This window comes from Vreelandella venusta, assembly GCF_044809155.1.
GTDB classification, from domain to species: Bacteria; Pseudomonadota; Gammaproteobacteria; order Pseudomonadales; family Halomonadaceae; genus Vreelandella; species Vreelandella venusta_B.
This window is the reverse complement of record NZ_CP085241.1, coordinates 3,422,685-3,446,856: the sequence shown is the minus strand read 5'-3', so window position 1 is coordinate 3,446,856 and position 24,172 is coordinate 3,422,685. Positions and strand designations below refer to the sequence as shown.

The 24,172-nt window shown below is 56.3% G+C and carries 21 protein-coding genes; 18 read left to right on the top strand and 3 right to left on the bottom strand.

All coding sequences use genetic code 11. The features are described from left to right. Positions 1-56: 56 nt before the first annotated feature. The 3 genes from LG301_RS15925 to ybiO all read left to right on the top strand — a co-directional run bounded on the left by LG301_RS15925 (position 57) and on the right by ybiO (position 3,946). Entirely contained in the window at positions 57-881 is an 825-nt protein-coding gene (locus LG301_RS15925; protein ID WP_404472127.1) for an IclR family transcriptional regulator C-terminal domain-containing protein, read from the top strand. 13 nt (positions 882-894) lie between these two features. Next, positions 895-1,326: a YqaA family protein gene (locus tag LG301_RS15920; RefSeq protein ID WP_404472126.1), complete on the top strand. Its 432-nt coding sequence runs from the start codon at positions 895-897 to the stop codon at positions 1,324-1,326. A 247-nt stretch (positions 1,327-1,573) separates the two neighbouring features. Next, positions 1,574-3,946 (top strand): mechanosensitive channel protein, encoded by a 2,373-nt coding sequence (ybiO, locus tag LG301_RS15915; protein ID WP_404472125.1) that lies wholly within the window; start codon positions 1,574-1,576, stop codon positions 3,944-3,946. A 77-nt stretch (positions 3,947-4,023) separates the two neighbouring features. Here the strand turns inward: ybiO and LG301_RS15910 are convergent, their stop codons facing one another. Next, on the bottom strand, positions 4,024-4,770 hold the full coding sequence (locus tag LG301_RS15910; RefSeq protein ID WP_404472124.1) for an SDR family NAD(P)-dependent oxidoreductase: 747 nt from the start codon (positions 4,768-4,770) through the stop codon (positions 4,024-4,026). Between the two features lie 231 nt (positions 4,771-5,001). Here LG301_RS15910 and folK point away from each other — a divergent pair, with 231 nt between their 5' ends. After that, positions 5,002-5,469, top strand: a complete 468-nt coding sequence (folK, locus tag LG301_RS15905; RefSeq protein WP_404472123.1) for a 2-amino-4-hydroxy-6-hydroxymethyldihydropteridine diphosphokinase — start codon at positions 5,002-5,004, stop codon at positions 5,467-5,469. Between the two features lie 110 nt (positions 5,470-5,579). Further along, a complete protein-coding gene (locus LG301_RS15900; protein ID WP_404472122.1) occupies positions 5,580-6,401 on the top strand; it encodes a flagellin in 822 nt (273 codons plus the stop codon). Positions 6,402-6,429: 28 nt separating this feature from the next. Here LG301_RS15900 and LG301_RS15895 read toward each other — a convergent pair whose 3' ends face one another. Both LG301_RS15895 and LG301_RS15890 read right to left on the bottom strand, forming a co-directional pair. Beyond that, complete coding sequence (locus tag LG301_RS15895; RefSeq protein ID WP_404472121.1) at positions 6,430-7,980, bottom strand: BCCT family transporter; 1,551 nt, start codon at positions 7,978-7,980, stop codon at positions 6,430-6,432. A 210-nt stretch (positions 7,981-8,190) separates the two neighbouring features. Further along, positions 8,191-8,916 carry a YdiY family protein gene (locus LG301_RS15890; RefSeq protein WP_404475304.1) on the bottom strand — a complete coding sequence of 242 codons (726 nt, stop codon included), beginning with the start codon at positions 8,914-8,916 and terminating at the stop codon, positions 8,191-8,193. A 146-nt stretch (positions 8,917-9,062) separates the two neighbouring features. On the opposite strand from LG301_RS15890, the gene LG301_RS15885 reads away from it, so the two are divergent. From LG301_RS15885 to LG301_RS15825, 13 genes are all read left to right on the top strand, one after another. Beyond that, positions 9,063-10,748: an ATP-binding protein gene (locus LG301_RS15885; protein ID WP_404472120.1), complete on the top strand. Its 1,686-nt coding sequence runs from the start codon at positions 9,063-9,065 to the stop codon at positions 10,746-10,748. A gap of 33 nt (positions 10,749-10,781) precedes the next feature. After that, complete coding sequence (locus LG301_RS15880; protein WP_404472119.1) at positions 10,782-11,513, top strand: response regulator; 732 nt, start codon at positions 10,782-10,784, stop codon at positions 11,511-11,513. A gap of 178 nt (positions 11,514-11,691) precedes the next feature. Beyond that, positions 11,692-12,687 carry a Bug family tripartite tricarboxylate transporter substrate binding protein gene (locus tag LG301_RS15875; protein WP_404472118.1) on the top strand — a complete coding sequence of 332 codons (996 nt, stop codon included), beginning with the start codon at positions 11,692-11,694 and terminating at the stop codon, positions 12,685-12,687. Between the two features lie 104 nt (positions 12,688-12,791). Beyond that, complete coding sequence (locus tag LG301_RS15870) at positions 12,792-13,274, top strand: tripartite tricarboxylate transporter TctB family protein (protein ID WP_404472117.1); 483 nt, start codon at positions 12,792-12,794, stop codon at positions 13,272-13,274. Between the two features lie 49 nt (positions 13,275-13,323). Next, on the top strand, positions 13,324-14,814 hold the full coding sequence (locus tag LG301_RS15865; protein WP_404472116.1) for a tripartite tricarboxylate transporter permease: 1,491 nt from the start codon (positions 13,324-13,326) through the stop codon (positions 14,812-14,814). A gap of 382 nt (positions 14,815-15,196) precedes the next feature. Next, entirely contained in the window at positions 15,197-16,549 is a 1,353-nt protein-coding gene (gene urtA, locus LG301_RS15860) for an urea ABC transporter substrate-binding protein (protein ID WP_404472115.1), read from the top strand. Between the two features lie 102 nt (positions 16,550-16,651). Then, positions 16,652-18,265 (top strand): urea ABC transporter permease subunit UrtB, encoded by a 1,614-nt coding sequence (gene urtB / locus LG301_RS15855; RefSeq protein ID WP_404472114.1) that lies wholly within the window; start codon positions 16,652-16,654, stop codon positions 18,263-18,265. A gap of 3 nt (positions 18,266-18,268) precedes the next feature. Beyond that, positions 18,269-19,414 carry an urea ABC transporter permease subunit UrtC gene (urtC, locus tag LG301_RS15850; protein WP_404472113.1) on the top strand — a complete coding sequence of 382 codons (1,146 nt, stop codon included), beginning with the start codon at positions 18,269-18,271 and terminating at the stop codon, positions 19,412-19,414. Then, positions 19,411-20,247 (top strand): urea ABC transporter ATP-binding protein UrtD, encoded by an 837-nt coding sequence (gene urtD / locus LG301_RS15845; protein ID WP_404472112.1) that lies wholly within the window; start codon positions 19,411-19,413, stop codon positions 20,245-20,247. Before urtC ends, urtD begins: the two co-directional genes overlap by 4 nt. Then, a complete protein-coding gene (urtE, locus tag LG301_RS15840) occupies positions 20,247-20,954 on the top strand; it encodes an urea ABC transporter ATP-binding subunit UrtE (protein ID WP_404472111.1) in 708 nt (235 codons plus the stop codon). Before urtD ends, urtE begins: the two co-directional genes overlap by 1 nt. 181 nt (positions 20,955-21,135) lie before the next feature. After that, on the top strand, positions 21,136-22,494 hold the full coding sequence (locus tag LG301_RS15835) for a diguanylate cyclase (RefSeq protein WP_404472110.1): 1,359 nt from the start codon (positions 21,136-21,138) through the stop codon (positions 22,492-22,494). A gap of 37 nt (positions 22,495-22,531) precedes the next feature. Continuing rightward, on the top strand, positions 22,532-23,083 hold the full coding sequence (locus LG301_RS15830; protein WP_404472109.1) for a copper chaperone PCu(A)C: 552 nt from the start codon (positions 22,532-22,534) through the stop codon (positions 23,081-23,083). Positions 23,084-23,264: 181 nt separating this feature from the next. Continuing rightward, positions 23,265-24,149, top strand: a complete 885-nt coding sequence (locus LG301_RS15825) for an urease accessory protein UreD (RefSeq protein ID WP_404472108.1) — start codon at positions 23,265-23,267, stop codon at positions 24,147-24,149. The last annotated feature ends 23 nt before the right edge of the window (positions 24,150-24,172 follow it).

Below are 24,172 nucleotides of genomic sequence, written 5' to 3'. Positions count from 1 at the left end.
TAGGCACGTTATCCTCACCTCCTTTCATGCAAAGACGCCTTCTAAGGGAGAACAAGGTGAGTGAAGTCAAGCGCAGGTCAGTCGGACGCCCGGCGGGAGCCACCAAAGCAAGCGGCGGGCACAGCCAATCGTTGGTACGAGGCCTTACGCTGCTTGAGTATCTATCCGCTAGCCCGCTCGGGCTAGCTCTTTCAGAGCTGGCGGACATGGCCGATCTTGCGCCGTCTACCACCCACCGTTTGCTCCAGGCGCTGCAGAGCCAAGGCTTTGTCACCCAGGAGAGCGACCAAGGGCTATGGCGCATTGATGTGAAAACCTTTCGCATTGGCAACAGCTTCTTGGAAGCGCGGGATGTCGTCGCTAAAAGTCGCCCCTTTTTACGCCGATTAACCGCAGAAACCGGCGAAACTGCCAATCTGGGCATTCGCGATGGCGCAACGGCGGTGTTTCTTGCCCAGCATGAATCACCGCAGATGATGCGCATGATTACGCGCTTGGGCTCCCGCGCGCCCCTGCACGCATCCGGCGTGGGGAAAGCGCTGCTTGCCTGGATGAGCGAGGAAGAGCGCAGCGAGCTGCTTAAAGGCTACGAGCTTCATCGGGTCACCGAAAATACGCTCTACCAAGCGGATAGCCTACTCACCGAAATGGCCGCCATTCGTGCCCAAGGGTTTGCCTGCGACCGTGAAGAACATGCCATTGGCCTGCACTGTGTGGCGGCCTGCATTTATGACGAGCACGCTACGCCGCTGGCCGCCATTTCGGTGTCGGGCCCCGTGGCGCGGATTCCTGAGGAGCGCCTGTTAGCGCTGGGCGCGCTGGTGCGCAAAATTGCCGATGAAATCACCCTTCAGCTCGGTGGCCACGTGCCCCGTGGTTAAGGCATAGCGCTCCATGTTTAGCCTGTTTTGGGTGGCACTTGCCAGTGCCACGCTGCTGCCCGGTGGCTCTGAGGTTTGGCTTGCCCGGTTATGGTGTTTGGGTGAGCCAGCGCTTGGCCTGTGGATAGTCGCCACCACCGGCAATACCCTTGGCAGCCTAATTAACGTAGCGATGGGCCGCTATGCGCGACAGTTTCAACATCGTCGCTGGTTCCCTGCCTCCCCCGCTAGCCTCGCGCGAGCCGAGCGCTGGTATCACCGCTTTGGTGAGTACAGCCTATTGATTTCCTGGGCGCCGATTATTGGCGATCCGTTAACGGTGCTGGCGGGCGTTTTTAAACTGCCCTGGTGGCGTGCCTTGCTGTGGATCGTGCTCGCCAAAGGCGCACGCTACGCGTTAGTGCTTGCCCTGGCGCATCAGTGGCTAGCGCCGCTGTGCAGTTAACGTGATGTCATTAAAGACCTGGCCGTTGACGTAGCGCTACTGCGCCTGCACGCGGGCTTGAGAATCCCATGTTACCCTAGGCTATCGTTATACAAGGTTTGCATCCCACCACGGTGCATTATGTTTATATGTAGCAACGTTTGTATGTAACAACGTTTTTATATGGCAACGTTGGTATGTAACGAAGTTTGTGCATAGCGAATCAACCGCAGCATGTTAAGAAACACTCACCCGAAGGGAGGTTAAGGTGACGCCACTACGTTTATTACCCTGGCTAAGCGTCTGGATGCTAGCGCTGTTTGCCCTATTCGCCACGCCGGTGTTGGCGCAGACGATGCTCACGACAGAAGAGCAAGAGGCCGCACAAACCGAAGAAGGTGCGCCTAGCTACGCCGCGCTTGCTGACCTGCTTGAGGATGAGCAGGGGCGCCAAGCGCTGATTGAGCTGCTGCGCAACCAAGCCTCAGCGCTGCCCGACGGGGTGGCTAACGAGCTGTCGCCGGAAGCGGCGGCTCAAGGCGGCGAGGTAGCCCCTGAAGAGGTGTCGCTGCCGCGTCAGCTGGCCGAGCTAACCAGCCGCGTGGTCGGCGATGTAGGCGGGCAGATAGAGCAGGCGATAGCGGTTGTGGGGGGGCTGTTTGCTGGCCAAGGCGCTGGCACGTTCAACATGGCCGTGTTTGTCAGTGCGGCGATTAACCTGGGCATCGTCATTGTCGCGACCTTCGCGATATTTATGCTGTTCCGCCGTTTGGCGAAACCGTTATTTACTAAAATAAGTGGCTGGTCTCAGTTAGGGAGCGGGTTAACACCGGTACTGCGACTGGTGCTGTGTGTAGCCATTGCGGCGGTTGTCGATGTGTTGTTAGTTGCGTTTGCCTACGTGGGCGGCAACTTGGTGGCGACGTTTGCAGTGGGTGAAACCGGCGAGCTTTCAACGCGGGCTTCGTTATTTCTTAACGCCTTTTTGGTCATTGAACTGCTGAAAGCGGGTGTGCGGATGCTGTTCTCTTCACGCTATGAAGGGCTGCGCCTGCTGCCGATTTCTGCACAAGAAGCGTCCTACTGGAACCGCTGGCTAGCGCGATTAATTGGTATGGTCGGGTATGGCCTCATGGTGGTTGTTCCCTTGGTTAACTACTACCTCGCGCCCGCTTTGGGTCAGGCGGTGGGCACGCTGATCATGCTGCTGGCCTTTATCTATGCCGTGGCGGTGGTACTGAAGAACCGTGTGCGCCTGCGCGACAACCTAAACGACATGAGCAGTCGCTCAACCCTGATGGCAAGCCGTGTATCGCTACAGCTGTTTGCGCGCACTTGGCATCTCTTTGCGCTGATCTATTTCCTGATGGTGTTTGTCTTAACCCTGACGCGTCCAGGGGATGCGCTGCCGTTTGTGTTGTTCGCGACGCTGAAAACGTTAGTGGCTGTGGTCATTGGCCTGCTCGCCTCGGCTTTCCTTACCCAGACGATCGGTCGTCGTATTCGACTCTCCGACGATCTGCGGCGCAAACTGCCGCTATTGGAAGTACGTTTAAATAGCTACGTCCCCAATGCCCTGCGCATTCTGCGTACGGTGATCGTGGTCGCTGTCATCATGGTGGTGCTGGATGCGTGGGGAGCGTTTGATTTAGCCGCCTGGTACGCGTCTGAGCGCGGTGCGAGCCTTGTAGGTAAATTGGTCGGTGTCGCGATTATTTTGGTTGTCGCCTTTGGTGTTTGGCTGGGGCTGGCGAGCCTGATCGAGCATAAGCTCAACCCGGAAACGGGCCATGGTGAACCCTCGGCGCGTGCTAAAACGCTGCTCAGCCTGTTCCGGAACGCCTTGGCCATTGGTATGGTCACGATTACCGGCATGATCGTGCTGTCCGAAATTGGCATCAATATCGGGCCACTCATTGCCGGTGCCGGTGTGCTGGGTCTGGCCATTGGTTTTGGCGCCCAGAAACTGGTGCAGGACGTGATTACCGGCATCTTTATTCAGGTAGAGAACGCCATGAATACGGGCGACGTTGTTACCGTCGGTGGCATCACCGGTACGGCTGAGCGTTTAAGTATTCGCTCGGTAGGCATTCGTGATTTATCAGGCACTTACCATATTGTGCCGTTCTCAAGCGTTGATACCGTGTCTAACTACATGCGTGAATACGGCAACCACGTGGGTGAGTACGGGATTGGCTATAACGAGAGCATTGACGAGGCGATTGAGCAGCTGAAGCTGGCGTTTGAAGACCTTCAAGCCAGCGAGGAGCATGGTAACAAGCTGCTGGCTGAGCTGACCGTTGCGGGCGTTACCGCTCTGGCAGATAGCTCCGTCAATATCCGCGTGGTGATCAAAACAACGCCGGGCGACCAGTGGAGTGTGGGGCGTGCTTATAACCGGTTGGTGAAGTTGCGTTTTGATGCAGCCGGTATTGAGATTCCATTCCCACATACCACGCTCTACTTTGGGGAAACCAAGGGCGGTAAAACGCCCCCTGCCAATGTGCGTGTATTGGACTCCACGGCGGAGCGTAAAAAGGTGGAAACCTCGCCCGTCCGTCAGCAAGACGAGCAATCCTCAAGCTCAACAAATGAGCCTGATCACCTAAAGCCAGATCATGATGATGTGGACGAGGTGTAACGCGAAGCGCTGATCGGTTAGCGCGTTAATACTGGGGCCGCCTTAGGGCGGCCCCAGTGCGTTTGAGGGTTTAATGATTAACCTGCGTAATTCTCGGAATGACGCCCTTCTAAATTGATCGACTCGCCGCCATCCACAAACAGTATTTGTCCGGCCACAAAGTCGTTGTCCAATAAGTAGTGCAGCGCTTGTACAAGGTGCGCGGGACTGCCTTGATGATCCACCGGGATGCCATCTATGCGCCACTGTATATAGTCGCTGGTGCGCTGAGAGGCGGGCAACACGACGCCCGGAGCAATACCGTTTATGCGCAGGCGTGGTGCAAACTCTAGGGCTGCCATACGCGTCATATCCGCTAGGCTCTTTTTCGACAGTAAATAGGCGGCATAAGGGTATTGGTGGTAGGCCACTTTATTGTCAATGATGTTGACAACTTGCCCGCTCTCCACGGCTTCTGCAAAGTGCCGTGTGAGCAGCAGCGGTGTAAACATATTGACCCTGAATTGCGTCTCCAGCATCGCTAGGTCGGTGCCTGCAATAGGCGCTGGTTCATACGCAGAGGCGCTATTTAACAGCAGGTTTAAGCCTGGAAAGTGCTGTTTAGCAGCAGCGACAAGGTCTTCCAGCGAATCGCTTAAGAAGTTGCACGGCACTATCTCACACGCTTGACCTTTCTGGCGTATGGCTTGCGCCACCTCTTCGGCTTCCTCGCGGGAGCTGTTGACGTGCAGGGCAATATCATAGCCTTTTTCGGCCAGAGCTTCGGCGAAGTGGCGTCCTAAGCGTGTCGCGCCGCCAGTAACCAGCGCTGCTGATGAACTCATATAAGACTCCCTCATTGGATTAACGTTTCAGCGTTTTACGCGTTCCTCATGACTCTCTGCGTGAGCGTAGCGTTTGTCAATATCTTGTACAGAGCTTGAACAAAATAGCAGGCAGACTACTCTTAGGGGTCGTTAATCGATTTGATCGCTACGCACGGGTTATGTCTCTGAGTCTCCGGTTTTGTAAGCAGTTTATAAGCAGCTTATAAGCACTAACATTGGGATACCGCTATGCCTTCGTCTTCATCGTTACATACGACACCGTTCACTACGACGCCTGATACGGCTGTTCATGAATGCTTAATTTCGTTAGGCAGCAACATTCAGCCCGAGCATCATTACACTCAAGCGCTGGCTATTTTAGAACAGGAGTGTGAGCTGGTAGCTAGCTCCCAGGCGATTCGTACCGCGCCTGTGGGCTATCAGCAGCAGCCGGACTTCCTCAATGCAGCGTTATTGGTACGCACTGTTTTTGATTACGCCGCGTTTCGTGCTTATTTGAAAGACGTTGAAGCACGCTTGGGCCGGGTACGTGGCCCGATTAAATCCGGCCCTAGAACCATGGATTTGGATATTGTGGCGTGGGACGGTGAGGTCGTTGATAACGGCTATTATCATCACGACTATGTGCGCGGCCCCGTTGATGAGGTGCTGGCCGCTACTGGGCGCACTCTTGTTCCTTCGGCGAGCGCGCTATAAAGCGTTTTTTCAATCGGCTCACTCTCACCTTTTTTGCGCCTCGGCCGATAAGAGAGTAACTGCCACAGCGTTAATCTACCGCTGATGGGGTAGCCCTTAGAGGAACGAGCGTGATCAGCCTTGCGACCAACCTAACGTCGCTACTGGTGCAAAATAATCTGCGCAGTAGTCAGCAGTCGATGCAAACCGCCATGCAGCGGTTATCGTCGGGGCTGCGCATTAATAGCGCCAAGGATGATCCCGCCGGTCAGGCGATTGCCAATCGCATGACGGCACAAATTAAAGGCATGAACCAGGCGATCCGTAACACCAATGACGGTATCTCCATGGTGCAAACCGCCGAAGGCACGCTTAACCAGATTAACGACAACCTGCAGCGCATCCGAGAGTTAAGCGTTCAGGCGGCCAACGGCACCAATGCACCCTCCGATCTGGCGTCGATCCAGGGGGAAATTGACCAGCGCTTGGAAGAGATTGAGCGCTTGGCAGGACAGAGCAATTTCAACGGCATCGGCCTGTTGGGAAGCGATAAGACGCTCAATATCCAGGTGGGCGCCAATGCAGGCAATGTGATTGGCGTGCGCTTTGAGGCGATGAGCCTACAAGCATTAGGTTTGGAAGGCTTTAGCGTACTGAACGATGGCAGTGCCACTGAAAATCCGCTCACTGCCATGGATGATGCACTTAAACGTGTTGACCGTCAGCGCAGCTACATGGGAGCGGTGCAGAACCGTTTTGAGAGTGTGATTGATGGCCTGAATAGTAACATTATCAACACGTCTGCCGCGCGATCGCGCATCCAGGATGCGGATTACGCACAGGAAGTCTCGAATTTGATCCGCGCACAAATTTTACAGCAGGCAGGTATCGCCATCTTGGCTCAGGCCAACCAGCAGCCGCAAATGATTTTGCGACTGCTGGAAGGGCTTTAAGAAGTACGATAGGCAGAGGGGAAGGGCGTTACTGGATAATGCCCTGCTCCCGCGCCATCGCATAGGCAGCTTGAGGGCCATTCCACAGCGATGGCAGTAAAATCAACGACACGGGAATCGCCGTGATCACAATAAACTGCTGCAGCGCGCCAATCTGTCCCGCGCCCATATACAGCAGCACCGCCGCCATCAGCGCCATCGCAATGCCCCAAAAGGCGCGGATGTAAGGGCTGGGGGCGTCATGACCCGCACCGACAACAGCAATGGCATAGCTCATCGAGTCGCCGGTAGTGGCGACAAAAATGGTCGTCAATAACAGAATTGCTAGTGCCATCCAGGTGCCGCCGGGAAGCGCCTGGGCCACGGTCAGCGTTGCCACATCAAACTGGAAGTTATTCAACGCCTCGGTGAGGTCGATGACGCCGTTAAGCTGGTAATAGATACCCGAGCCGCCCAGCAGCGTAAACCACACGGTTGTTGCAATTGGCGCCAGCACCGCAACCGCTAGAATCATCTGGCGAATACTGCGACCCCGTGAGATCCGCGCAACAAAAATGGCCATTAACGGTGCATAGCCTATAAACCAGGCAAAGAAGAACACCGTCCACCACTGCATCCACCACGCCGGGGCGGTTTCAGCGGTCATGGTCGCCATGGTGAAGAATTCACTCGCATAAGCACCCATGCTCGCGACGTAGGTGTTGACCAAAAACAGCGTGGGGCCAAAGATGAAAATGGCCGCACCAATGGCCAGCGCCAGCAGCACATTAAAACGGCTGAGCAGCTGGATGCCTTTGTGGACGCCGCTCATCGACGAGAGCACATAAACAGTGCCCAGTACGGCCAAAATCATTAGCTGGCCGGTGTAGCCTTCGGGCAGGCCAAATAGCTCATGAAGGCCAAAACTAACCTGCGTCGCCAGAAAGCCGATTGGGCCGACCGTACCGGCGACCACCGCAATCACGCAGCACGCATCGACGATCGAACCGAGTGGGCCGCGCATAAGGCGTTCACCTAAAACGGGGTAGAGCAGCGTACGCGGCTGAAGCGGTTGGCCTTTCACATAGTGGGCATGCGCCAGTACGACTGCCGTTAGCGAGCCAAGCACCGCCCATGCCATAAAGCCCCAGTGCATAAACGACTGCGCCAGCGCGCCAGACACCGCTTCTGCGGTACCGGGTTCGGTGTCAAACGCCGGTGGTGTGACCACAAAATGGTAGACCGGCTCGCCAGCGGCGAAAAACACGCCGCCGCCTGCCAGTAGCGTGCACAGAATGATGGATAGCCACTTAAATGTGCTCATTTCTGGTGCATCAAGGTTGCCGATTTTAGCCGTTGATGCAGGAGAAATGGCCACGCCAATGGCAATAAAAAAGGTCAGTAGCAGCAGCAGTTGAAAGTAGCTGCCCAAGACTCGTGCCGTCCAGGCAAAGCCAGTACTGATGGAGTTGGCGACAAGGTCGATATCGTAAAAGGAGAGCGCCAGAAACGCCACGATGAAGCCGATGCTGAGTGTCAGCACAAGGGGGTCGCCAAGGCTAAACGCTTGGCGACCTTCGGCATTAGGAGGTTGGTTCATGTGAACACCTGTTAAGTTAGGTCAGGAGATAGCGGTTGCATCTATGGTTAAAGCACCGCTTTTAAGAGCAAAAAAAAGCGCCATTCAATGAATGGCGCGAGGACAGGAAACTGGACATAGTTTATCGTAAATATAGACCAAGGTCTAACATGTTTTAGTTTGGGGTACGATGAGCTAATCGCGCTGAGCGTTTTTTCAGGGGGCGTTTGACTACCAGCGAAACAGCAGCGAGGCACTGGTGGTGTGATCCGTGCGTTCGCTAGCATCTTCCGGCGGTAGTGAGTTGTGCTTAATCTCATGGGAGAGCCGTAGCGACAAACGGGCGTTCAAGCGGGTTGTCAGGGCAGTGAGTGTCCGTGATGTGGTGTTTTGGTTCGTGTACTCAACGGATACTTCTTGTTTAACATCAGAGTTTGGCGACAACTCCCAGCGGTAATCAAGCGCGGAATAGGCCACGGCGAGCCGCTCGTTATTGGCGTCGCGTAGCCTGTCATGGCGGTAACCAGGCCCCGCTTCAAGGGAGAGGTAGTGGCGCTCCCCCTCAATAATTTGCCGGCCGTAACCGCCAATGGCAGAGAGCTGCTGGTCGTAACCCGCAAAGCGATCTTTTTCCCACCGGGCAAAGCCAAACAAATAGTGAGGGCCATTAAAGTCGTAGCGTTCTCGGCCCGCCACTAAATACTGCTCAGCGCTTGTGTTGCCCTCTTTACTGACGTTGCGCACTTCACCGCGCAGCGAGTGGGTCAGCTCGCCGGTAATCCATGTTAAGCGTGTTTTACCAATAAGCGTGCGGCTATCGGTATTGCCTGAAAGCTGATTAAACCCAAGCTCTGCGTCGCCACTAAACACCGGGGCGCCCTCTTTAGGCGGTGGCGGCGCATAAAACGGATAGGCGGCGGCACCCGTTGCCCAAAGGGCGCTGACGGTAAAAACCATGGGGCGTAAAAGGTGTCGCACGTGACTCCTCCTTGAGCGTGAGAACAGTAAGTGGCTGCTATATAAGCAAAGTGAGGCGAAAGCGCAACTAACGCCGCTTGGCGCTGCGTGCCATAATGACGCTGTCGCGCATCGTGAGTTCCCTTATGAGCACCCCACGCCCCCGTACGCTGGCGGAATTACAGCGCTGGCGCCGCACCCGCGCTAAGCGCCGCTGGTATAAGCGCAGTTTTCGCCTACAGGTCATGATGCTGGTGGGGCTACTGTTAGCGGGCATGTTGCTGGCCCAGGGCACCTATTTGAACCACCGCAAAGCCGAGATCATCACCCACCAAATGGGCGAGCGGGCACTGGCCGTGGCTAAAACCGTGGCCGGAATGCCGCAGATTATAAACGCCTTTGCCACGCCTGACCCGGCTTTCATTATTCAGCCGCTTGCGGAGCGCGTGCGTCAGGAGACCGGCGCGCGCTACGTGGTGGTGGGCAACGCCCAGTCGATTCGCTACTCACACCCGGTGCCTGAGCGCATTGGTCAGCCCATGGTGGGCGGTGATAACGAGCAGGCGCTGGTATATGGGCAGTCCTACGTATCGGAAGCCACCGGCACGTTGGGAACCGCCATGCGGGGTAAAACGCCCATCTGGGATGAAGAAGGCAACATCATCGGGGTGGTGTCGGTAGGCTTCATGCTAGAGCGGGTAGATATGGATGTAGCTCGCTATACCAGCTTAGGGTGGGCGCTGGTGGCGCTGATGATTTTGTTGGGGTTTGCAGGGGCATATTGGCTATCGCAGCACCTGAAAAAAGTCATCCTTGGTTTGGAACCGTATGAAATAGCCCGCTTGGCCATGGAAAAAGAGGCCATTCTACAATCCATCCACGAAGGCATTCTGGCGGTTAACCGCGATGGCCAGGTCACGTTGGTGAATCAGCAGGCGCGACGCTTTTTAGGGCTACCGGATGAACAGGCCATACTGGGGCAGCCAATTCGAGAGGTAGTGCCCAATTCGCGCTTAATCGAGGTGTTAAAGCACGGCGAGCAGGAGTTTGACCAGGAGATGTGGCTAGGCGACCATCCCGTGGTGGCCAACCGCGTGCCGATTGTGCACGAAGGTGAAATTGAAGGCGCCGTTGCGACGTTTCGCAGCCGCCGTGAAATTATTGATCTTTCCCAGGCATTGACCCAGGCAAGCCGGGATGTGGATATGCTGCGTGCCCAGGCCCACGAGTTTTCCAACAAGCTGTACACCATTTCCGGGCTTCTACAGCTTAACCGCGTTGATGAAGCGCTAGCGCTGATCCACCAGGAAACCGAGCGTGCTCAAGCGCAAATGAGCTTTTTAATGCGGCACGTGGCCGACGCAGTGCTCAGCGGCATCTTGCTGGGTAAGTTGACGCGAGCACGAGAGCTAGGCGTCGCGCTGGAAATTGATGAGCAGAGCTCACTCTCTTGCCCGCTGACGGTCACCGGGCAAGAAGTCATGATGAGCGTGGTGGGCAACTTATTAGATAACGCCTGCCATGCCGCACTGAATGGACCCAACAGGGAGTCGCCAAAAGTCCGTCTGTTCTTCACGGATTTAGGCGAACAGCTGTTGATTGAAGTAGAGGATAACGGTTCAGGTGTCCCTAGCGAGCATGCGGCATCGGTCTTTCAAGATGGGTTTTCGACCAAAACCGGTAAACATCGTGGCATTGGTTTAGCGCTGGTTGCGCGGCTGTGCCATCAGCACGGTGGCGAGATAACCTTAGAAGAGAGCGAGTTAGGCGGTGCATGCTTTATTGCTGTGTTGGATCGCTCGCTGTGCCATCCAGTAGCCACAACGCCTTAAAACATAATAACGACGCCAGGAAGAGGAAACACGATGTCTGCGACGCAATACGGCATTTTGGTCGTCGAAGACGATTTTCGCATTGCCGATATCCATAAGGCTTTTATTGAGCAGAGCGACGGCTTTTACGTGGTGGGGTTGGCGCGTAATGGTAACGAAGCCCAAGCCCTGATGGCCCAGCACGCGGATGCCGTCCAACTGATTTTATTGGATGCGTATTTGCCCGATGTGGAGGGCCTGGAGCTGCTATGGGCCATTCGCCGCGACTACGTGCATGTAGATATCGTGATGGTGACCGCCGCCCGCGAAGTAGAGACCATCAGCGAAGCGTTGCGTGGTGGCGTCTTTGATTATCTGATTAAACCGATTGAAGCAGCGCGTATGACGCAAATGCTGACGCGCTTTCGCCGCGAGCGTGAGGCATTGGCGAATCGCGCCGAGATGAGTCAAGACGAGCTGGATCAGGTGCTCGCCCGCTTACAGCCCGGTGAACCTCAGCGGCTAGCGGCGCGAACGCTGCCTAAAGGCATTGACCGCTTGACCCTGCGCCGTGTGGTCGAAGCGCTGGCCGCCGAACATGACTCCCAAACGGCGATGCAGGTAGCGCAAGCGATGGGTGCCAGCCGTTCAACGGCGCGGCGTTATTTGGAGTTTTTAGTGGCTGAACAGGCGGTTAACGCGGAAATTGGCTATGGCGATGTTGGCCGCCCTGAACGCCGCTACCGGCTGTTGGCATCTTCCTCAACCTGGCTGGAGTCACTGTAAACGCGCTGTTATCAAGTGGTCGTGAACAAAATGAACAAAACGCACAAAAAGCACAGTTTGTTATTAATGGGCATAAGCTTGTTGGAGGTGGGGGCGGTCTTCTAACGTTCATGGCGTAACCACAATTGACGCGTGTAGATTACCGCGCATAACAACATAACTGACTGTGGAGAACGCCATGAACACGCTTCCTCTTAAGCGCTTTGCCGTGCTTGCCTTACCGATGGCTGCCCTTGCCATGACAACGTCTGCCCAAGCGCAAGAGTGGACACCCAGCCGTTCAATCGAGTTTGTAGCGCCGGCCAACCCAGGCGGTGGCTGGGATACGCTGGTACGCACCATGTCCCGCGTTATTCAGCAAGAAGCGCTGGCCGACGAAAGCTTTGCCGCCATTAACGTGCCGGGCGGCGGCGGTGCGGTGGCTTGGGCCCAGGTAGCCCGTGATAGCGGCAATCCGCATAAGCTTTTCGCCACCAGCCCGCCGATGATTTTGGTACCGCTGGCCGGGGCTTCCCGCTACGACCATACCGATTTCACGCCGATTGCGCGCATCAATACCGACTATTCGATTATTTTGGTGGCGGCAGACTCCGAGTACCAAACCCTGGATGATCTTTTCACGGCGCTGAAAGAGAACCCCAGTTTAAGCGTGGGCGGTGGCAGTGCGCCGGGTTCCATGGATCACATCTCAGTTGCTGGCCTTGCTTCCGCGGCGGGGATGGACGCCTCCTCGGTTAACTACATTCCCTTCTCGGGCGGTGGCGACGCCATGACCAACCTTATGGGGGGGCATATCGAGGCTGTCATTGGCGGTGCCGGTGAAGCGGTAGGCCAGCTGGGCGAAGGTAGCCAGCTGCGCGCACTGGGCGTTTCGTCTGAAGAGCGTCTGGGTGGCGGCTTGGCGGAGGTGCCGACTTACCAAGAGCAGGGTTACGACTACACCTTCGATATTTGGCGTGGCGTCATGGGCGCGCCAGAAATGCCGGACGAGGCGGTGGAATACTACGAGACGCTCTTCGCCGAAATGCTTGAAACGGATGCATGGCGCGAAGCAAGCGACCAGCTGGGCTGGATTGATGCCTACCAGGATAGCGACGCCTTTGCGACCTTTCTGGATGAGCAACAAGAGCAGTTCAGCAGCGTGCTGACCGACCTGGGCCTGATGCGCCAGTAAGACGCGCTTGTCCCAACCCCGGTGGCAGCCGTGCCACCGGGATCATCCGTCTGATACCGCAAGGGTCTTGCTGAATAGCAACGACCTCTTCGGAGAGCTTTCTCATGACTCGATTCAATACCAACCAATGGCTAGCGCTTGTGGTGGCGTTAGTGGCGGCTGCCTATCTGGCAATGGCCTGGCAAATTCCCAACTTTCCGCTGCCCCGCCCGGTGGACTCTGATCTGTTTCCAAAAGTGTTAGGCGTCTCTTTGCTGTTGCTATCAGCGTGCTTATTTTTTGAGCGTCCTGGCCCTATTGCGGGTGCCGATCAGATTGATCACGCCGAAACCCAAGGGCCGCTGCTGCTAACGCCTTGGGCGCGGGTGATCGTCACCGCCATCGCCATTGCTGCTTATGCGTTCCTACTCGTTCCGCTGGGCTTTGTGCTGGCCTCGACGCTACTGTGTGTTGGCCTAACGGCTTACTACGGCTACCGCCGCCATGGGGTCAATCTAGCAACATCACTTGGAGTGGTGCTGGCGCTGTATTTGACCATGACACGGGTAATGGATGTTTACCTACCCACTGGCGTGCTGCCGTTTTAACTAAGCCGCGCTTGCCCACTGTTAGCGGGTTTAAAAGAGAGACACTCCCATGGATGCCTTTAACAATCTAATGTATGGCTTTGGCATCGCGCTTGAGCCTATCAATATCGCTTACGTCTTTGCCGGTGTCTTTGCTGGCACTATTATCGGCATGTTGCCCGGCCTTGGGCCAATCAGCGCGCTGGCGCTGATGATTCCAATTACCTTCGCGATGGAGCCCTCTTCAGGACTGATCTTGATGGCCGGGGTGTATTACGGCGCTATTTTCGGCGGCTCCACCTCATCTATTTTGCTGAACGCCCCCGGCGTGGCGGGAACGGTCGCGACCTCGTTTGACGGCTATCCGATGGCCAAGCAGGGGCTGGCAGGTAAGGCGCTGGCAATTGCCGCTTACTCCTCCTTTGTGGGCGGTACTATCTCCGTTGTCTTCCTGATGTTGATTGCGCCACTGCTCTCCAAAGTGGCAGTGAGCTTTGGCCCCGCTGAGTACTTCGCGTTGATGGTGTTAGGCTTAACCGCAGTGGTGTCGCTCTCTGATAAGTCGCTGGTGAAAGGCTTAATCGCCGCTGTGGTCGGCGTCATGATCTCGATCATCGGGATTGATATGCAAACCGGCACCGAGCGCTTTACCTTTGGCTCTATTCATCTGCTCGACGGTGTCGACTTTCTGGTCGTCGCGCTGGGTATCTTCGCGTTAGCCGAAGTGTTTTACATGCTGCTGCGCGGGGGCGGAGGCAAAGAAGCGCCGCGTAATGCCATTGGCTCATTGAAGTTGACTCGCAGTGAAGTGAAGCAGATTGCCGGGCCGGTTAGCCGCAGTTCAGTATTGGGCTTTTTTACTGGCGTCCTGCCGGGCGCCGGGGCGACCATTGGCTCGTTTCTGGGCTACAGCATGGAAAAACGCATTGCCAAAGACGGTGATACCTTTGGTAAAGGCAATATCAAGGGCGTTGCAGCGCCGGAAGCGGCAAATAATGCGGCGTGTACCGGTTCGTTTGTACCGCTGTTAACCTTGGGTGTGCCGGGGTCTGGCACCACCGCCGTACTGCTGGGCGCACTGCTGGTAATGGGGGTGAATCCTGGCCCGATGATGCTTGAGCAGCGCCCGGATGTGTTCTGGGGCGTGGTCGCCAGTATGTATATCGGCAATATCTTCCTGCTGGTGCTTAACCTGCCGCTGATTCCGCTGATCGCCAAGATTCTCGATCTGCCCAAACCGCTGCTGCTGTCGCTGATTTTGATCTTCTGCATGATCGGTGTTTACGGCATGAGTTTCAGCGTGTTCGACCTGCTGCTGCTATTGGGCTTTGGCCTGGTAGGTCTGGGCATGCGCCTGTTTGGTTTCCCCGCCGCGCCGCTGATTCTGGCGCTGATTTTAGGCAACATCATGGAAGAGTCCATGCGCCGCGCGCTGCAGATCTCCGGCGGTGATTGGACGACCTTTATCGACAAGCCGATTTCTCTGTCGCTACTGGTGATTGCGGTACTGTCGCTTGGTTTACCGCTGCTGAAGAAGCGCCGCAAGCGTTTAACAGTTTAATCGCTGCTCGCTTAGTAGAGGCTCAGCGCCCTAGCTCACGCTAGGGCGCTTTTTTTATGGTTTTTGGGCGAGCAGTCATTGCGAGTACTTTTTTGGTGCAGGGTGCTCTCTGGGCGCCTTCAAGCCGTGCATGAACGATGTGTTAGCGCGCTACCTTAGTGCGTAAACGGAGGTTAGTTAATTTTTAACATACTTCTAAACATCTGATATTTAATTGATAAAAGCCTTTTGTTCCAGTGTGGCGCACCCCTTGCAGGTGTTGGTCACCACTCTCGTGGGCGTGCTAAAGCGCACTAATGCCGGCAGCAGCAAGGCACAGCAGATGGTTTAGCACGCAGCCAACATACCGAGCCCCACGCATAAGGGGCGCAAGGAGGTTCACGTGACCACACTGCAGCGCAAGACACACCCTCGCACTCTTGGCCGTTTTACCACTGCCTTAATTGCCGCCGCCGTTATGGGTGGCAGCGCCCAGGCCATCGCCCAAGAAGACGATCCGATCAAGATCGGTATTCTTCACTCACTTTCCGGCACCATGGCAATCAGTGAGACCGTTCTCAAAGACACCGTTGAGATGCTGATTGAGCAGCAAAACGACGCGGGTGGCTTGTTGGGCCGTCAGCTTGAAGCGGTGGTTGTTGACCCCGCCTCTAACTGGCCGCTATTTGCCGAGCGTGCTAGAGAGCTACTGGCGCAAGAAGAGGTCGACGTGATCTTCGGCAACTGGACTTCTGTTTCCCGCAAGGCCGTACTGCCGGTGGTGGAAGAGCTTAACGGCCTCTTGTTCTACCCGGTGCAGTATGAAGGTGAGGAGTCTTCGGAAAACGTCTTTTACACCGGGGCCGCGCCTAATCAGCAGGCGATCCCGGCGGTTGAGTATTTGATTAATCAAGTGGGTATCGAACGCTTTGCGCTGGTCGGCACCGATTATGTCTATCCTCGCACCACCAACCGCATTCTAGAAGCGTTCCTCAAAGATGAGCATGGCATCGCCGATGAGGACATCATGGTCAACTACACGCCGTTCGGCCATTCAGATTGGCAGAACATCGTGTCAGAAATCCGCCGCTTTGGTGAAGAGGGTAAGCCCACGGCCGTGATCTCAACGATTAACGGCGATGCCAACGTGCCGTTTTACACCGAGCTTTCTAACCAGGGCATCGACGCTGCCGATATCCCCGTTATTGCCTTCTCAGTGGGCGAGCAGGAGCTCACCGGTATTGATACTGGCCCGCTGGTGGGTCACCTAGCGGCTTGGAACTACTTTATGAGCGTCGATACTGACGCCAACTACGACTTTATCGACGCCTGGATTGACTACACCGGTGATGATATGGCGGTTACCAACGACCCCATGGAAGCGCACTACATTGGCTTCAACATGTGGGCCGAAGCGGTGCGTAAAGCGGGCACTACCGACGTGGATGCGGTGAAAGACGCGATTATTGGCGTGACGGTTCCCAACCTTTCCGGTGGCTATGCGGCGATGATGCCCAACCATCACATCACCAAGCCGGTGCTGATTGGGGAAGTTCAAGACAATGGCCAGTTCGATATCGTCTGGCAAACGCCGTCTACCGTGGCAGGCGATGCGTGGTCTGACTACCTGCCTGGCTCGCGTGATTTGATCGCCGACTGGCGTGCCCCCATGCGCTGCGGCAACTTCAACGTGGTGAACGGCTCCTGTGGCGGTAGCACCGCAGCAGAAGAAGCCGAAGCCGCCCTCGCTGAGTAAATGATGATCCCCCGCCGCTTGGCTAAACGCTGAGTGGTGGGGGAGCACACTATCTTCCCGTTTTTAGATCACTGTTTTTAATATAACCAAAGGAAGAACCCTATGAGGCGTTTCCTTTCCTTGGGGCTGCTGTGCCTGCTGTTGTTAAGCGTCACAGTCACCGCTCAGGCACAAACAAGCGCCGCCGTTGAGGCTGATGACGCAGCGGCGCTTGAGCTACTCGAAGCGCTGGACGTGCGATCCTACCCGGCCAAAGGCGAAGCGATTATCGCTATTTTGCAAAGCGATGATGAGCGCGCGCGTGATTGGCTGCAGTCCTTGCTGGATGGACGTTTGCAGCGCACGGACGACGGCCGCTTTGTGGTGGTGCTCGACAATCAAGGCCGCGATTGGCCAGTAGCAGATGCATTGACCGGTGAACCGCTGGGAGAAATGTCTCGGCGTGACTTAGATCGTATCGGTATCAACAATGCGCTGCGTAATCAGTTACGTAGCGCTATTGCCGTGGTGGATTTGTATTCCCCCAACGTAGAGCGCCGTCGTACGTCAGCCAGCCGACTGCTGGGTGAGGTTGACGAAGCGCTGGCCGAATCGCTTAGTGAACTGATCGCTGAGGAAGAAGACGCCGAGGTATCGCGCAGGCTGACTCAAGCGCTGGCGATTTATCACGTTGAAAGCGGCGAGCTGGAAGGCGTTGAAACGCTGCGAGGCAGTTTGCATCCGCGGGTTCGCGTCGCGCTTAGCCGGGCAGCGAATAGCGATGATCCCATTATTGCCGATGCCGCTAATGAAGCGCTGATCAGCATTGAGCAGAATCTCAAAATTAATCGTGGCTTAGAAACGCTCTACTTTGGGCTTTCGCTTGGCTCGGTATTAGTACTCGCGGCCATTGGCTTAGCCATCACCTTTGGCGTGATGGGTGTGATCAATATGGCCCACGGCGAGCTCATCATGCTGGGCGCTTATACCACCTGGATGATGCAACAACTGTTGCCCGGCCAGCCGGGGCTGGCGCTAATTCTGTCGATCCCCGCAGGCTTTATGGTGGCCGCCCTTGTGGGCATTGCCATTGAGCGGGGCGTCATTCAGTTTCTGAAGGGACGCCCGCTGGAAACCCTGCTGGCGACGTTCGGTATCAGCCTGATTTTACAACAGCTAGTGCGCACGGTGATTTCACCGCAGAACCGCTCGGTTGTGACACCGGAGTGGATGAGCGGCTCGCTGGTAGTTAACGATGCGCTCTCGCTGACCCTCAACCGTATGTACGTGCTTGGCTTTGCGCTGGTGGTGTTTGCCGGGCTGATGCTGATTATGCGTCGCACGCGCCTGGGGCTTGAAGTGCGCGCCGTGACCCAGAACCGCGCCATGGCACGTTCCATGGGGATTCGCGCCACTCGCGTCGATATTATGACCTTCGCGCTAGGTTCTGGCGTGGCGGGCTTGGCTGGCGTGGCGCTGTCACAGCTCACTAACGTAGGCCCCAATCTGGGCCAGAACTACATTATTGATTCCTTTATGGTCGTCGTTTTCGGCGGCGTGGGAAATCTATGGGGCACTCTGGTGGCCGGGCTTTCCCTGGGCATTATCAACCAAGTGTTGGAACCCTGGGCAGGTGCCGTGTTGGCCAAGATCATTGTGCTGGTGTTCATCATTCTGTTTATTCAAAAACGCCCGCGTGGACTCTTCCCGCAGAAGGGCCGGGCTGCGGAGGGCTAACCTATGATGACGCACTCATCCTCAAGCCAGTTTTGGCTAACCCGCCCGTTTAGCGAACGGGCCACGCAGGTCTTTCTTGGCGTGCTGTTTGCTGCGCTGCTGCTGGTCACCGTGCTGCACTTGGCGGTACCCCAAGGCCACCCGCTACACGTGAATGCTTACACCGTGAACCTGTTCGGCAAGTATTTAAGCTACGCGCTGCTCGCCGTATCAGTGGACTTAGTGTGGGGCTATTTGGGCATTTTGAGCCTTGGCCACGGGGCGTTTTTTGCCATTGGCGGCTACGCCATGGGCATGTACCTGATGCGCCAAATTGGTGATCGCGGTACCTACGGCGACCCGGTGCTGCCGGATTTTATGGTGTTTCTCAGTTGGGACAGCCTGCCCTGGTACTGGCTCGGCTTTGATATGGCCTGGTTTGCCTTTGCCATGGTGCTGTTAGCCCCTGGGTTATTGGCATTGGTATTCGGCTTTTTAGCGTTTCGCTCGCGGGTCACTGGGGTGTATTTGTCGATTATTACCCAGGCGCTGACCTTTGCCCTGATGTTGGCATTCTTCCGCAATGAGATGGGCTTTGGTGGCAACAACGGACTGACCGATTTTCGCGAGCTGCTGGGCTACAACCTGCGTAGTGACGACACTCGTTTAGGGCTGTTTATTGCCACTGGGGTTGCGCTGGCGCTGGGCTACATTCTTTGCCGCGCGATTGTCACTAGCAAGCTTGGCCGAGTGTGTGTGGCCACGCGGGATGCCGAGGCGCGCACGCGCTTTATTGGCTACCGGGTGGAGCGTTTTCAGCTGTTTGTATTCGTGGTTTCCGCCATGCTGGCAGGCTTGGCGGGCGCGCTTTATGTCCCTCAGGTAGGGATTATCAACCCCAGTGAGTTCTCACCGATTTTCTCGATTGAAATTGTGCTGTGGGTGGCGCTGGGAGGCCGTGCCACGCTATATGGGGCGGTTATCGGGGCGATTTTAGTCAACTACGCCAAAACAATTTTTACCGGCGTGATGCCCGATGCGTGGCTGTTTGCCCTGGGCGCGCTGTTTGTCTTGGTCACCGTGTTGCTACCCAAAGGCGTGGCGGGGCTGTTGCCCCACCTAAAACGCCGCAAACAATCCGATACCGTGCCGAAGGAGGCTGCCGCATGAGCTTATTGCAATCGCTAACCACGCGGGATCGGGTGTTTGATTTTATGGCGCCTCAGGCGTCACCGGTGGATGTGCGTCATGGCCCGATTCTGTATATGGAAGATGTCTCGGTGAGCTTTGATGGCTTCAAGGCAATCAACAACTTAAACCTGACCATTGATGACGGCGAACTGCGCTGCATTATCGGCCCTAACGGGGCCGGTAAAACCACCATGATGGACATCATCACCGGCAAAACCCGGCCCACCGAAGGCAGCGTGTGGTTCGGCAGCCGCCATAACCTGCTGCAAATGAATGAGCCGGATATTGCCAGTTTGGGGATTGGTCGCAAGTTCCAAAAGCCCACTGTGTTTGAAGCGCTGAGCGTATTCGAGAACCTGGAGCTTGCCATGGCCGCCGACAAGCGGATTTTCCCCACGCTTACTGCCCGCATGACCGGTGAAATTAAAGATCGTATTAATGAAGTGCTGGAAACGATTGGCCTGGCCGAGATGCGTTACCAGCCAGCAGGGATTCTTTCCCACGGCCAAAAACAGTGGCTGGAGATCGGCATGCTGTTAATGCAGCGCCCGCGCCTGCTGTTAGTAGATGAGCCGGTGGCGGGGATGACCGAGCAGGAGATGGAGCGCACCGCTGAGCTGCTCACCGGCCTTGCGGGTAAACAGTCTGTGGTGGTGGTTGAGCATGACATGGGCTTTGTACGCTCGATTGCCCGCAAGGTAACCGTGCTGCACCAGGGCAGCGTGCTGGCCGAAGGCAGCATGGATCAGGTCTCCAACGACCCCAAAGTGGTCGAAGTGTATCTAGGGTCGGATGAAGAGGAGAGCGCCTGATGCTAGCGATTGAAAAGCTCAACCAGTTCTACGGCGAGAGCCATACACTGTGGGACTTAGACCTAGACGTGCCTGAAGGCCAGTGCACCTGCGTGATGGGCCGCAACGGGGTGGGTAAAACCACGCTGATGAAAGCCATCATGGGCGAAGTCGCGGTGAAAAGCGGCCAGCTGCGCTACCAGGGCGATGGCAGCGAGATCGAACTCACCAAAAAAGCCGTGGAAGCACGCTCGCGCATGGGCATCGGTTTTGTGCCCCAAGGGCGGCAAATCTTCCCGCTGCTCACGGTGGAGGAGAACCTGCGCACTGGCCTGGCTGCCCGGGGCGACGGGCTGAAAAAAATCCCCGAGCGCATCTACGAGCTGTTTCCGGTGCTCAAAGAGATGAAGCACCGCCGGGGCGGCGATTTATCCGGCGGGCAACAGCAGCAGCTCGCCATTGGCCGCGCGCTGGTGATCGAGCCTAAACTTCTGATTTTAGATGAGCCGGGGGAGGGCATTCAGCCCAATATCGTCGCCCAAATCGGCCAGGTGATTCGCCAACTGATCAAAGAGGATGGTTTAACGGTGCTGCTGGTGGAGCAAAAGCTGCCCTTTGCCCGCAAATACGCCGACCGCTTCGTGATTATGGATCGCGGCCGCCCAGTGGCTAAAGGCGAGATCAGTGAACTCTCTAACGAGCTGATTAAGCAGCATTTGACGGTTTGAGTTATCCACAGCTGGTTTCGCTTACGTCCGCCATGCGCTTATCCGCAGCGTGGTGTGATTCACAATGTTGCCTCACTCAAGGCAATGGCGTGCTTATTCTTAAAACTCTGCGCTGGGTACGTGTTGGCAACAGGGCTTTACGGTAACATGGCTTGCCTTAACAATCAGAGCCGGGTGGAGTATGCGTTACAAAGATAAAAATCAGCTCGCTAACGAGTGGCGAACGCTGCTGGAAAGCACGCCGGTGGCGTTGCGCCATGCGGTGGAAAGGCTGATTGAACAACACTGCGCCTGCTTTGCTGATCACTTTTACAGCGTTATGCTGGAAGACCCTCACGCCTCGCTATTTCTCTCCAACGACCAAGTGCATCAGCGCTTAAATCCCTCCATGCAGCGCTGGCTAAGCGCCATGTTTGCCGTGGAGCATGTCGACGTTGAAGCGCTGGTCGTGCATCAGGAGAAAGTGGGCCAGGTGCACGCGCGTATTGATATTCCCGTTAACTTGGTGCTTAACGGTGCACGACAGCTAAAGCAGGCAATTTATCAGCAAATTAACGCCTCTTTTGAAAGCCCACTGTCGTCAGGTGCCGCGTCGATATATGTCTCTAACCATATTGATATGGCCATGGAGATTATGAGCCATGCCTACTCCGTCGCCAGCGACCGCAACGCGCGCACGGAAGAGGCGTACAAGCTCTTCTCACTGACCCAGAGTATTGGTGATGAGCGCGAGCGACAGCGCTCAGCGCTGCTGGATTGGGAAAATACGCTGATGTTTGCCGTGGCCGCCCAGCAAGGAGTCGCCACCTTTCCTCGGCTGGCCAGCTCCGAATTTGGCCTATGGTACTTTCATAAAGCGTGCCATGCGTTTGAGGGCGCGCCGGAAATCAAGACGATTTCGCGGCATATTCATCACGTGGATGAGTGGTTAAGCGCGCTGGGCAGCGAAGATATCCAGTCACGGCTGCAGGCATTGAGCGATATTCGCAATGCGGCGCGCACAATCCTTATGCTGTTGGATGACGTGTTAGAGCGTGCCTCGGGCTTAGAGGCTGGGCGCGATAGCTTAACCCGGCTGCTTAATCGGAAGTTTCTTTCCGTGGTGCTGAATCGGGAAGTTGAAATAGCTCGCCATTCAGAAAAGCGCTTTGCACTATTAATGGTGGATATTGACCACTTCAAGTCGATCAACGATACCCATGGTCACGATGCGGGCGACAGCGTGCTGCAGCAGGTTGCTAGCATTCTTGACCGCTCCACCCGTGGAGGCGATTACGTTTTTCGCATGGGCGGTGAAGAGTTTCTCATTGTGTTAGTGGATACCGACCTCGAAGGTAGCCGGCTATTTGCCGAGCGCTTGCGGCAAGCAGTGGCCAAAGAGCCGATGCTGGCAACGGCCGATACGCTGCTCAATGTGACCGTCAGCGTTGGGGTAACACTCCACGATGGTCACCCGGACTATTTGCGCTCGCTGCAGCGCGCCGACCAAGCCCTCTACCAAGCCAAGCGCGGCGGGCGAAATCAGGTAGTGACAGGCTAATCAGCACTTTTAAGGAAAGCACTTAAGGAAAAGCACTATGTTGCGTACTGCACTGTTAACAACGCTTTTATTGACCAGCACGGCGCTGCTTGCCGACCAGCACGGCACTCAAGATGATGGGGCATCAAGCCATATGCTATCCATTGAGGCCGCTACACCCTGGACACGTGCAACGCCGCCAGGGGCTGGGGCGGGCGGTGGCTTTGTCACTCTGACCAACCGCGGCTCGACCGATGACCGCCTAGTGGGTGCCACCTCACCACTTACCGAGCGCGTTGAACTCCATACCATGGAGATGGATGGCGATGTGATGCGCATGTTGCACCTGCCGGATGGTATCGAGCTTCCTGCTGGCAGTACCGTCACCCTGGCGCCGGGCGGCTTGCACCTGATGTTTATGGAGCTGGGCGCTCCCATCGTTGAGGGAGAGCCTGTGCCTGTCACGTTTGAGTTTCAAAATGCTGAGAGTATCCACGTAGAGCTTGAGGTATTGGCACCGGGTACATCGCCAGAGGGGGCAGAGCATTCTCATCACTCCTCGCATCATTCTCACTTTCATGATGAACAGCCTGGGCATATGCACCACTAATCGTAATATCGTGGTGCAGGCGGCGTTTTTGGTGCATTTTTATGGTGCAAAAATGTCGCCAGCATCATGTCGGTTAACTCAGTCACTGCTTTTACGGTCGTATATCTAGGCCTTTCACCATTTTGGCGCACTCTTTGCATTAAATGGGGAAAGCCTATTCTAAAGGATGCGACCGCTCCCCATGCTTCTGTGCGAATCCGCAACACCGCGCGCTGGCTCCGGCCACCGGTTTGACCAAGACCGCCACTGGGCGGCATCGCTGGCGCTGCGTTTTGCTAACCGCGACGGCATCACGCGGCTTACCCAAGCGCGTCACCAAGGGCCGCTGCGGGTTCAACGCCCGTTTTACCCCGAAGGCAGTACAGAAGCCTGCCATGTCTACGTGCTGCACCCGCCGGGTGGTTTAGTTAGTGGCGATGCCCTGACGATTCGCGCCCACATCGAGCGTGGTGCCCACGCACTGCTCACCACGCCGGCGGCGAACAAGCTGTATAAAGCTGATAGCCAGGGCGTCGCCTGGAAACAAGATACCGAACTGAACGTGGACGATGGCGGCATCCTTGAATGGCTGCCCCAGGAAACCATCGCCTTTGATGGTTCTAAGGGCAGGCAGCGCACCCATATCGCGCTTCACGGCAGCGCGCGCTGCCTGGGCTGGGAAATCATGGCCCTTGGCCGTCCCGCGAGCGAGCTCCCCTACCTTTCTGGCCGCATTGAGCAGCACTTTCGCCTAACCCTGGATGGTAAGCCGCTGTGGCTAGAGCGCCAGCCGTTAGACCCGCGTCACCCGCGCTTTGCAGGGCGCTGGGGCCAGGGCGGCGCCACGGTACAAGCCACGCTATGGGCGGTAGGCCTGGAAGAAGCCGGTGCGGCGATTGATGAGCTACGCCAGGCGCTGCCGGATAATCCGCGCTGGGCGGTTACTGTGCGTCATGGCGTTCTGCTGCTGCGCTACCTTGGAAACTCCCGTAATGAAGCTTGGGCGCTGTGTGAACAGGCCTGGCAGCTGCTGCGACCGCGCTGGATTGAGCGTACAGCCCACACCCCGCGCATTTGGTTAACTTAATGTGACGCACCGCTGGAGACATG

Excerpts from the sequence above, each read along its gene's own strand:
- LG301_RS15830 (WP_404472109.1), top strand. The coding sequence starts at position 22,532 with ATGTTGCGTACTGCACTGTTAACAACGCTTTTATTGACCAGCACGGCG.
- LG301_RS15910 (WP_404472124.1), bottom strand. The coding sequence starts at position 4,770 with ATGAGTTCATCAGCAGCGCTGGTTACTGGCGGCGCGACACGCTTAGGA.
- LG301_RS15880 (WP_404472119.1), top strand. The coding sequence starts at position 10,782 with ATGTCTGCGACGCAATACGGCATTTTGGTCGTCGAAGACGATTTTCGC.
- urtE (WP_404472111.1), top strand. The coding sequence starts at position 20,247 with ATGCTAGCGATTGAAAAGCTCAACCAGTTCTACGGCGAGAGCCATACA.
- urtC (WP_404472113.1), top strand. The coding sequence starts at position 18,269 with ATGATGACGCACTCATCCTCAAGCCAGTTTTGGCTAACCCGCCCGTTT.
- urtD (WP_404472112.1), top strand. The coding sequence starts at position 19,411 with ATGAGCTTATTGCAATCGCTAACCACGCGGGATCGGGTGTTTGATTTT.
- LG301_RS15870 (WP_404472117.1), top strand. The coding sequence starts at position 12,792 with ATGACTCGATTCAATACCAACCAATGGCTAGCGCTTGTGGTGGCGTTA.
- folK (WP_404472123.1), top strand. The coding sequence starts at position 5,002 with ATGCCTTCGTCTTCATCGTTACATACGACACCGTTCACTACGACGCCT.
- LG301_RS15825 (WP_404472108.1), top strand. The coding sequence starts at position 23,265 with ATGCTTCTGTGCGAATCCGCAACACCGCGCGCTGGCTCCGGCCACCGG.
- LG301_RS15890 (WP_404475304.1), bottom strand. The coding sequence starts at position 8,916 with ATGGTTTTTACCGTCAGCGCCCTTTGGGCAACGGGTGCCGCCGCCTAT.
- LG301_RS15920 (WP_404472126.1), top strand. The coding sequence starts at position 895 with ATGTTTAGCCTGTTTTGGGTGGCACTTGCCAGTGCCACGCTGCTGCCC.
- LG301_RS15865 (WP_404472116.1), top strand. The coding sequence starts at position 13,324 with ATGGATGCCTTTAACAATCTAATGTATGGCTTTGGCATCGCGCTTGAG.
- LG301_RS15885 (WP_404472120.1), top strand. The coding sequence starts at position 9,063 with ATGAGCACCCCACGCCCCCGTACGCTGGCGGAATTACAGCGCTGGCGC.
- LG301_RS15875 (WP_404472118.1), top strand. The coding sequence starts at position 11,692 with ATGAACACGCTTCCTCTTAAGCGCTTTGCCGTGCTTGCCTTACCGATG.
- LG301_RS15835 (WP_404472110.1), top strand. The coding sequence starts at position 21,136 with ATGCGTTACAAAGATAAAAATCAGCTCGCTAACGAGTGGCGAACGCTG.
- LG301_RS15895 (WP_404472121.1), bottom strand. The coding sequence starts at position 7,980 with ATGAACCAACCTCCTAATGCCGAAGGTCGCCAAGCGTTTAGCCTTGGC.
- urtB (WP_404472114.1), top strand. The coding sequence starts at position 16,652 with ATGAGGCGTTTCCTTTCCTTGGGGCTGCTGTGCCTGCTGTTGTTAAGC.